We start from the raw sequence: 9,613 nt of genomic DNA on the forward strand, positions 1-9,613 counted from the left end.
CCCGGGCCGGTGCTGGCGCTGCCGGTGCCGGTGCCGCCAGTGCCCCGGCTGCCGAGGGTGCTCCGCCGGTGCGGGCGGACCGGCCGCGGCGGACCCGGTCGGTGTCCGAGGGGTCGGCGAGCCAGGCGGGCGCCGAGACGCCTGCCACTCCTGAGACCCCGGCTGCCCCGGCCGCCTCTGCTGCCTCTGCTGCCTCTGCTGCCTCTGCTGCCGAGGGTGCTCCGCCGGTGCGGGCCGACCGGCCGCGGCGGACCCGGTCGGTGTCCGAGGGGTCGGTCAGCCGGCCGGCCGACGACGCCGCCGCCGAGCCGACGGCCGAGCCCGCGGCACCGGCCCGGCCCCGGTCCTCCGACGCGCCCTGGCACAACCCGGTGCCCGCCCACGACGAGAAGCCGTCGGGCGAGCCGGAGGAGCCGAGCGAGCCGGGTGGGCCGGGCGAGAAGGAGCCGGGCGGGACGAAGGACGAGAAGTCGGCCGGAGCGGCCGACCAGGACGGAGACGGCGCGTGAACCTGCTCGACACGGTGCTCCGCTGCGTCGCCACCCTGGTCGTCTTCCTGGTCTTCCCGCTGGTCATCGGCCAGACCGAGCACAAGGTGATGGCGCACATGCAGGGCCGCCTCGGCCCGATGTACGCGGGCGGCTTCCACGGCTGGGCGCAGCTCGTCGCCGACGGCGTGAAGTTCGCGCAGAAGGAGGACATCGTCCCGGCCGGGGCGGACCGCCGGATCTTCCAGCTGGCGCCCGCCGTCTCGCTGCTGCCGTACCTGTTCGTGCTGCTGGCGATCCCGGTCGGTCCGGACGGCTTCGTCGGTCAGGCGATCGACGCCGGGCTGTTCTTCGTGCTGGCCGTGATGGGCGTCGGGGTGATCGGCAAGCTGATGGCCGGCTGGGCCTCGGCGAACAAGTTCTCGCTGCTCGGCGGTCTGCGCACGGCCGCGCAGCTGATGTCGTACGAGCTGCCGATGGTGCTCGCGGCGGCCTCGGTGGCGATGGCCGCCGGCACCCTGTCGCTGCCCGGGATCCTGGACGCCTGGCACTGGTACTGGCTGCCCTGGCAGATCATCGGCGCCTTCGTGTTCTTCACGGCCGGGCTGGCCGAGCTCCAGCGGCCGCCGTTCGACATGCCGGTCGCCGACTCGGAGATCATCTTCGGCGCGTACACCGAGTACACCGGGCTGCGCTTCGCGCTGTTCCTGCTGTCCGAGTACGTGGGCATCCTGGTGGTGTCGGCGCTGACGGCGGTGCTGTTCCTCGGCGGTTGGCACGGGCCGATGTCCGACCAGCTCGGCTGGCTGTGGATGATCCTCAAGACCTTCGCGCTGGCCTTCGTGGTCATCTGGCTGCGGGTCACCTACCCGCGCCTGCGCGAGGACCAGCTGATGCGCTTCGCGTGGTTGGTACTGATCCCGCTCGCGCTCGTCCAGCTGGCCCTCACCGGCATCATCAAGGTGGCGATCGCATGAGTTTTCCCGGTGCCGGGCTCGCCAAGGGCCTGGCCGTGACGCTGCGGACGATGACGAGGAAGAGCGTCACCGCGCAGTACCCCGACACGCAGCCGGTGCTGCCGCCGCGTTCGCGCGGCGTCATCGCGCTGCTGGAGGAGAACTGCACGGTGTGCATGCTCTGCGCGCGCGAGTGCCCGGACTGGTGCATCTACATCGACTCCCACAAGGAGACGCTGCCGGCCGCCGACCCGAACGCCCGGGCCCGCACCCGCAACGTGCTGGACCGGTTCGCCATCGACTTCTCGCTCTGCATGTACTGCGGGATCTGCATCGAGGTGTGCCCCTTCGACGCGCTGTTCTGGTCGCCGGAGTTCGAGTACGCGGAGACCGACATCCACGAGCTGACCCACGAACGGGAGAAGCTCCGCGAGTGGATGTGGACCGTCCCGGCGCCGCCGGCGCTGGATCCGGCGGCCGAGGAGCCCAAGGAGATCGCCGCCGCGCGCAAGGCGGCGGACAAGCTGGCCGCGGCCGCCGCCGTGGCCCCGGACGAGAAGGGTGACGACGCGTGACCGCCGCTGCCACGCTTCTCGCGGCGACCGGTTCCCTGGAGCCGGCCGCCCGTTCGTTCCTGTCCCCGACCGGCCAGGAGATCGTCTTCCTGCTGGTCGGCATCGCGGTGCTCGGCTCGGCGGTCGTCTCGGTGACCACCAAGCAGCTGGTGCACGCCGCGCTCTGGCTGGTGGTCGCGCTCGGCGGGCTGGCGGTGGAGTTCCTGCTGCTCACGGCCGAGTTCATCGCCTGGGTGCAGGTGCTGATCTACCTGGGCTCGGTGATCGTCCTGGTGCTGTTCGGGCTGATGCTCACCAAGGCGCCGATCGGGCGCTCGCCGGACGCCGACTCCAAGAACCGCTGGGTCGCCCTGGCCGTGGCGCTCGCCTCCGCCGGGACGCTGGTGACGCTGGTCGTCGACGCCTTCCGGACCTCCTGGATCGACCTCGGCGCCGGCGGCGGTTCGGCCGCCGTCACCGGGGCCAGCCTGTTCCGCAACTGGGTGCTGCCCTTCGAGGCGCTGTCCGTGCTGCTGCTGGCGGCGCTGGTCGGCGCGATCGTGCTGTCGCGCGGCTCCAAGCGCCGGGTGCCGGCGCCCCGGGCGGGCCGGGTGCGGGCCGGACGGCCGGTCGGGTCGAACGGGACCGTGGCCGCGACCGCGCCCAAGCCCCCCGTACCCGTGTCGTCCGCGTCGGAGGCGTCCGTGCCGGAGGAGGAGAGCTGATGCACCTCGCCTACCCCGTCGTCCTCGCCGCGCTGCTGTTCAGCGTCGGCGTGTACGGCGTGCTCGCCCGGCGCAACGCCGTCCTGGTGCTGATGTCCGTCGAGCTGATGCTCAACGCCGTCAACCTCAACCTGGTCGCCTTCGACGCCTGGCTGCGCGACGCGCTGCACGCCGGGCAGGCGCTCACCCTGTTCACCATCACCGTCGCCGCCGCCGAGATCGGGCTGGGGCTCGCCATCGTCCTGCTGCTGTTCCGGGCCCGGGGCACCGCGGACATCGACCGGGCCACCGCGCTCGGCGACCCGGCCGAGCCGCACACGCCCGCCGAGGAGCAGCCGGTCGCAGCCGAGGCACTGAAGGGCCGGGCCACCGCATGAACCTCGCCCTGCCCGCCCTCGTCCCCGCGCTGCCCGCACTCGGCGCCGCCGCGACCCTGGCCGTCGGCAAGAAGGCGCCCGCACTGGCCCGGCCGCTGGCGATCGCCCCGGTCGCCGTCTCGGCCGTGCTCGCCCTGGTGGTCGCCCTCCAGCTCGGCACCGGCCAGACCCTGGACGCCGCCACCCGGCTCACCCCGACCGGCGGCCCGGACATCGCGCTCTCCCTCCACCTGGACGGCTTCAGCTCGCTGATCTCCGTGCTGGTCGGCCTGGTCGCCACCTGTGTGCAGGTCTACTCGACCGCCTACCTGAAGTCGGATCCGCGCTACCCCTCGTACGCGGCGCTGGTCTCGCTGTTCACCGCGGCGATGTTCCTGGTCGTCTACTCGGGCGACCTGATCGTGCTGCTGGTCGGCTGGGAGGTCATGGGCGTCTGCTCGTACTTCCTGATCGGCCACCACTGGGAGACCGCCGACGCCCGCTCGGCCTCGCTCAAGGCCTTCCTGGTCACCAAGCTCGGCGACGTGCCGTTCCTGTTCGGGATCTTCCTGCTCGGCGCGGACGCCGGCAGCTTCCGGATCCCGGACGTGCTGGCGGCCGCGGGCGAGGGCAGGCTCGCCCACCCGACCCTGACGGCGCTGCTGCTGCTCGCCGGCGTGGCCGGCAAGAGCGCGCAGTTCCCGCTGCACACCTGGCTCCCGGACGCGATGGCCGGCCCGACGCCGGTCTCCGCGCTGATCCACGCCGCCACCATGGTCGCGGCCGGCATCTACCTGGTGGCCCGGCTGATGCCGGTGTTCCTCCAGTCGGGGGCGGCGCTGGTCGTGCTCGCGGTGATGGCCGCCGTGACGATGATCGGCTCGGCGCTCTGCGCGCTCGCCCAGGACGACCTCAAACGGGTGCTCGCCTACTCCACCGTCGGCCAGCTCGGCTACATGGCCGGCGCGCTGGCCAGCGGCGACCGGGAGGCCTCGGTGTTCCACCTGGTCAGCCACGGCGCGTTCAAGGCGCTGCTGTTCCTGGCCGCCGGCGTGGTGATCCACGCCGCGCACAGCAACTCGGTCTCCGCGATGTCCCGGATCCCGGGGCTGCGCAAGCGGGTGCCGGACGCCTACTGGACGATGGGCATCGCGCTGGTCGCGCTGGCCGGGCTGCCCCCGCTCTCCGGCTTCTTCAGCAAGGAGGCGGTGCTGACCGCCGCCGAGCACGCCGCCAACGGCGAGGCGCTGACCAACGGCCTCGGCCCGGCCTCGGCGGTGCCGCAGGCCGCCGGGTGGATCGTGCTGATCTCGGCCGCGCTCACCGCCCTGCTCACCGGCGCGTACGCGACCCGGGTGTTCCTGGTCACCTTCCACAGCCCAGCCGGGGCGGCCGCGGCGGCACCCGCGGTGCTGCCCGCCGCCGACCTGGGCGCGGTGGCCGCCGACCACGAGGCCGACGCGCCGTACTCGCCCGAGCCGGACGAGGCCGACCCGGCCACCGCCGAGCCGCCCGCGATGCGCTGGCCGCTCTGGGTGCTTGCCGTCCCGACCATGGGCCTCGGCGTCGCCGGGCTGCGCTCGGACTGGCTGCCCGCCCTCTTGGACGGCGGCTCGCTGCGCCCCACCGGGGTCACCGCCGTGACCGGCACCGGGCTCGCCGTGGTCGGTGTGCTCGCCGCGTACGGCGCCTGGCGCTCGGCCGGCGCACGGGTGGCCACCGGCCGCCCCGCCCCGGCCGAAGGCTGGGGGAGGGCGCCAGAGCAGGCCGGTGCCCCGGCCGCCGAGGTGATCGTCGCCGACCCCGGGCGCACCCTGCTGGGCCCGCTGTTCGGCCCGGCCCGGCACGGCTTCGGCGTCGACCGGCTGTACCACCTGCTGTTCGTCCGCCCGGTGACCGCCGCGGCCCGGCTGGTCCGCTTCCTCGACCGCGAGGTCGTCGAGGGCTATGTGCAGGGCAGCGGGATCGGTGCCAACCTGCTCGGTCGGGCCGTCCGGCTCGCGCAGACCGGCAACGCGCAGACCTACCTCAGCGCGCTGCTGGCCGGAGTCGTCCTGCTGGCCGTCCTGGTGGCGGTGTAGCCGGTGCCGACGCCCCCCGCCTCCGTCCCGTTCGCCCCCGTTGCCTTCACCTCCGTTCCCTTCACCCCTGTTCCGTTCGCCGCCGTCGCTGGGAGCCTCCGATGAACGTGGTCCTCATCGCCCTCCTGGCGCTGCCCCTGTTCGGCGCCGCGCTCACCCTGGCACCGGTGTTCGGACCGGACCGGGCCGTCGCCGGCCGACGGGCGCTACGGCTGAACTCCGTGGTCACCGGCGCGGCGCTGCTGCTCTCCGTCGCCCTCGCGGCCGGCTTCGACCACGACTCGCCGGCCCGGATGCAGGCCACCACCGACGTGTCCTGGATCCCGGCCCTGCACGTGCGCCTCCACCTCGGCGTGGACGGCGTCTCGCTGCCGCTGATCGTGCTGACCGCGCTGCTCACCTTCCTCTGCGCGCTGTACTCGGAGAAGCGGCTGCCGGACGGGGAGAACGCCCCGTCGGCGCAGGCCTTCGTCGGGCTGTTCCTCCTCCTCGAAGTCGGCATGCTCGCCACCTTCGCGGTGCTGGACCTCCTGCTCTTCTTCCTGGCCTTCGAGATCGTGCTGATCCCGATGTACTTCCTGATCGCCCGCTGGGGGAGCGGCGCGAGGACCCCGGCCGCCAACCGGTTCATCCTCTACACGCTGCTCGGCTCGGCCGTGATGCTGCTCGGCTTCCTGCTGATCGGCAGCAAGGCCGGCACCTTCGACATGCAGGCGCTGGCCGCCGGGCACGGCCACGGCCTGAGCCACACCACCCAGGTGACCGCCGCGCTGGCGATCATGGTCGGGCTCGCGGTCAAGGCCCCCGCCTGGCCGCTGCACAGCTGGCTCCCCGACGCGCACACCGCCGCCCCGACGGTCGGCTCGGTGCTGCTCGCCGGTGTGCTGCTGAAGATGGGCACCTACGGTCTGGTCCGCGTCCTCCTCCCGGTCGTACCGGACGGCACCGCGACGCTGGCCCCCTACCTGGGCGCCTTCGCCGCCGTCGGCATCGTCTACGGCTCGCTGGCCTGCCTGGCGCTGGCCCGCTCCGGAGCCAAGGGCGACCTCAAGCGCCTGATCGCGTACTCCTCCGTCGGCCACATGGGCTTCGTGCTGCTCGGCATCGCCTCCCTCACCCCGGTGGGCGTCAACGGCGCGCTGTTCGCCAACATCGCCCACGGTCTGATCACCGGTCTGCTGTTCTTCCTGGTCGGGGCCGTCAAGGACCGCTACGGCACGGCGGACCTCGACACCCTCGCGGGCGCCACCGGCGCGGCCCTGTACGGCCGGGCGCCCCGGATCGGCGCGCTGCTCGCCTTCGCCGCCGTCGCCAGCCTCGGGCTGCCCGGCCTGGCCGGCTTCTGGGGCGAGCTGCTGGCCATGTTCGGCGCCTTCGACCCGGCCGCCGGCCTGTCGCGCCCCGCCTTCGTCACCTACATGGTCCTGGCCGGCCTCGGCACCCTCCTCACCGCCGCGTACCTGCTGATCGTGGTCAAGCGCGTCTGCATGGGCGACCCCGCGCAGCCCGCGCCGGTGGGCGAGGTGCCCGACCTGCGGCCGTACGAGGCCGTCAGCTGGACGCCGCTGGCCGCGCTCACGCTGGTGGCCGGCCTCTGGCCCGCCCTCCTGCTCGGGCTCTCCGACCCCGCCGTCAAGCACCTCCTCGGGGGTGGCTGACCGTGCTCGCAGCCCACACCGCCGCACTCGGACCTCACTCCACGGGGCAGCACACTGTGACCTCCCTCGCCGTAGCCAACCCGGGCAGCCTGATCCAGTCCGTGGACTGGGTGGCGATCGCGCCCCCGCTGATCGCCGCCGTGGCTGCCCTCGCCGTGCTGGTCACCGACCTGTTCCTGCCCGAGCGGCACAAGCAGTGGCTCGGCCGCCTCGCCGCGGCCGGACTCGCCCTCGCCCTCATCGCACTCCTTCCCCTCACCGGGGGATCACCCCGAGCGACGTTCTGCCTCCGGAACGTAGCAGGGGCCACTGACACCGCCGGGTGCTCCTACGTCGCCGACCACTTCGCCCTGGTGTTCCAGCTGCTCGCCCTCGGCGGCGCGCTGATCGCGGCGCTGCTGTCGACCCAGACGGTGGATCGGGAGAAGCTGCCGCGCGGCGAGTACTGGTTCCTGCTGCTCTCCAGCGCCACCGGCGCCGCCCTGCTGCCCGCCTCCCGCGACCTCGCCACCATGGTGATCGCCCTGGAGGTCGCCTCGCTGCCTGCCTTCGCCCTGGTCGCGCTGCGCCGGGACGGGCGGGGCGCGGAGGCCGCGTTCAAGTTCTTCGTCTCCTCGGTGACCGCGACCGCCGTGATGCTGCTGGGCATCGGCTTCGTCTACGCGGCCAGCGGGAGCCTGCACCTCGGCGCCGTCGCCCAGGGCCTGGAGCACGCGCCCGGCCAGCTGCGGCCACTGGCCGAGGCCGGGGCCGTGCTGACCCTGGTCGGCTTCGCCTTCAAGGTCGCCGCCGTCCCGTTCCACTTCTGGTTGCCCGACACCTACACCGGCGCCCCGCTGCCGGTGGCCGGCTACCTCTCGGTGGTCGGCAAGGCGGCGGGCCTGTCCGGGCTCGCGCTCGCCACCACCATCGCGTTCCGCCCGTACGCCCACTCCTGGGGCCTGGTGCTGGCCGTGCTGGCCGCCGTCACCATGACCGTCGGCAACGTCGGCGCGCTGCGGCAGCGCTTCGACACCCGGTACAGCGCGGTGCGGCTGCTGGCCTGGTCCTCGGTCGGCCAGGCCGGGTACCTGCTGGTGCCGCTGGCCGCGGCCGGCTACGCGCCCACCGGCGCCGACATGCTCGGCGCGACCGCCGCGTACGCGCTGATCTACGGCGTGGTCAACCTCGGCGCCTTCGGGGTGGTCGCCGCCGTCGGCCGCCGGGCCGGGATCAGGGTGGACGACTTCCGCGGCCTGTTCGCCCGCAACCGCTGGACGGCGCTCGCGCTGGCCTTCTTCCTGCTCTGCCTGGCCGGGCTGCCGCCGGGCGTGATCGGCCTGTTCGGCAAGGTCGTGGTGTTCCGCGCGGCGGTGGACGCCGGGCTCGGCTGGCTGGCCGTGGTGATGGCCGTCAACGTGGTCGTCGCCCTGTACTACTACCTGCGGTGGACGGCCCGGCTGTTCGCCCCGGCGGACCCGGCCGACGCGGCGGCCGCGGCGGCCGCGGCCGAGGACGGCGCCGAGCGACGGCTTCCGGTCGGCCTGACCGCCACGCTGGGGCTCACCGCCTCCCTCGCGGTGGTGCTCTCGGTCGCCCCGCAGCTGGTCCTCCAGGTGGCCGGCGGCTCGCTGTTCTGAGCCGCCGACCGGGTGTCGCGTCGGTCAAAAGGGAACAAGGTCCCGGGCCCCGCCCGTTGAGCGGGCAAGAGGGACGAGGCAGAAAGGGCTTCCCCACCGCACCACTGGAGGGCCTGACGTGCACAGCCGGCACAACGGACTGAGGACCGCCGTCCTGCTCGGTGGCCTCTCGGCGCTGATCCTGGTGATCGGCGGTTTCTTCGGTCGGACCGGCTTCGTGATCGCCCTGCTGGTCGCCCTCGGGACGAACGCCTACGCCTATTGGAACAGCGACAAGATCGCCCTGCGGGCCATGCGGGCCCGGCCGGTCAGCGAGTTCGAGGCACCCGGGCTGTACCGGATCGTGCGCGAGCTCTCCACCTCGGCCCGCCAGCCGATGCCCCGCCTCTACATTTCCCCGACCCCGGCCCCGAACGCCTTCGCCACCGGCCGCAACCCGCGCAACGCCGCGGTCTGCTGCACCGAGGGCATCCTGCGGATCCTGGACGAGCGCGAGCTGCGCGGCGTGCTCGGGCACGAGCTCAGCCACGTCTACAACCGGGACATCCTGATCTCCTCCGTGGCCGGGGCGCTGGCCTCGGTGGTGATGTTCCTGGTGAACTTCGCCTGGCTGATCCCGTTCGGCCGGAGCGAGGACGACGACGGCCCCGGGCTGTTCGGGATGCTCGCGATCATGATCCTCGGGCCGGTCGCCGCCGGGCTGATCCAGCTGGCGGTCAGCCGCTCCCGCGAGTACCAGGCCGACGCGGACGGCGCCCGGATCACCGGCGACCCGCTCGCCCTCGCGGGCGCCCTGCGCAAGCTCGACGCCGGCACCCGCCAGCTGCCGCTCCCGCCGGAGCCCCAGCTGCAGACGGCGAGCCACCTGATGATCGCCAGCCCGTTCCGCCCGGGCGAGGCGGGCGCGCGGCTGTTCTCCACTCACCCGCCGATGGCGGAGCGGATCGCCCGGCTGGAGCGGATGGCCGGGTACCGGCAGTAGCGCAGGGCCGGGGGCCGGCCGTGGCGGGCGGACCGGCTCGGCCTACCCGGCCGACTCCTGGTAGGCCGTCCGCAGGCGGTGGATGCCCTCGGCGACCTGGGCGGGGCCGTCCGCGGCGGCGTAGCTGAGCCGCAGGTGCGGGGCCGGGGGCTCGGCGGCGTGGTACGGCCGGCCGGGGGCGACCAGATCGGAAG

9 protein-coding genes and 1 pseudogene are annotated in these 9,613 nt (G+C 73.8%); 9 read left to right on the forward strand and 1 reads right to left on the reverse strand.

Annotated features, from left to right (window positions below; all coding sequences use genetic code 11):
* Positions 1-260: 260 nt before the first annotated feature.
* The 9 genes from BG452_RS21980 to htpX all read left to right on the forward strand — a co-directional run bounded on the left by BG452_RS21980 (position 261) and on the right by htpX (position 9,419).
* A complete protein-coding gene (locus tag BG452_RS21980; RefSeq protein WP_188306057.1) occupies positions 261-509 on the forward strand; it encodes a hypothetical protein in 249 nt (82 codons plus the stop codon).
* A complete protein-coding gene (gene nuoH, locus BG452_RS21985) occupies positions 506-1,465 on the forward strand; it encodes an NADH-quinone oxidoreductase subunit NuoH (protein WP_411292987.1) in 960 nt (319 codons plus the stop codon). The genes BG452_RS21980 and nuoH overlap by 4 nt, the downstream gene beginning before the upstream one ends.
* Positions 1,462-2,019, forward strand: coding sequence for a NuoI/complex I 23 kDa subunit family protein (locus BG452_RS21990; RefSeq protein ID WP_188306058.1), 558 nt, complete (start codon positions 1,462-1,464; stop codon positions 2,017-2,019). Before nuoH ends, BG452_RS21990 begins: the two co-directional genes overlap by 4 nt.
* Positions 2,016-2,723, forward strand: coding sequence for an NADH-quinone oxidoreductase subunit J (locus BG452_RS21995; RefSeq protein WP_188306059.1), 708 nt, complete (start codon positions 2,016-2,018; stop codon positions 2,721-2,723). Before BG452_RS21990 ends, BG452_RS21995 begins: the two co-directional genes overlap by 4 nt.
* A complete protein-coding gene (nuoK, locus tag BG452_RS22000) occupies positions 2,723-3,100 on the forward strand; it encodes an NADH-quinone oxidoreductase subunit NuoK (RefSeq protein ID WP_188306060.1) in 378 nt (125 codons plus the stop codon). Before BG452_RS21995 ends, nuoK begins: the two co-directional genes overlap by 1 nt.
* A complete protein-coding gene (locus BG452_RS22005; RefSeq protein ID WP_188306061.1) occupies positions 3,097-5,160 on the forward strand; it encodes an NADH-quinone oxidoreductase subunit L in 2,064 nt (687 codons plus the stop codon). The genes nuoK and BG452_RS22005 overlap by 4 nt, the downstream gene beginning before the upstream one ends.
* A gap of 101 nt (positions 5,161-5,261) precedes the next feature.
* A complete protein-coding gene (locus BG452_RS22010) occupies positions 5,262-6,818 on the forward strand; it encodes a NuoM family protein (protein ID WP_188306062.1) in 1,557 nt (518 codons plus the stop codon).
* Positions 6,819-6,874: 56 nt separating this feature from the next.
* Positions 6,875-8,437 carry an NADH-quinone oxidoreductase subunit N gene (locus BG452_RS22015; RefSeq protein WP_188306063.1) on the forward strand — a complete coding sequence of 521 codons (1,563 nt, stop codon included), beginning with the start codon at positions 6,875-6,877 and terminating at the stop codon, positions 8,435-8,437.
* A 118-nt stretch (positions 8,438-8,555) separates the two neighbouring features.
* Positions 8,556-9,419 carry a zinc metalloprotease HtpX gene (gene htpX, locus BG452_RS22020; protein WP_188306064.1) on the forward strand — a complete coding sequence of 288 codons (864 nt, stop codon included), beginning with the start codon at positions 8,556-8,558 and terminating at the stop codon, positions 9,417-9,419.
* A 42-nt stretch (positions 9,420-9,461) separates the two neighbouring features.
* On the opposite strand, the pseudogene BG452_RS22025 reads toward htpX, so the two are convergent.
* A pseudogene (locus BG452_RS22025) lies at positions 9,462-9,613 on the reverse strand (PLP-dependent aminotransferase family protein); the annotation flags it as partial.

It is taken from the genome of Streptomyces sp. CBMA123 (assembly GCF_014596465.1).
Classification (GTDB): Bacteria; Actinomycetota; Actinomycetes; order Streptomycetales; family Streptomycetaceae; genus Kitasatospora.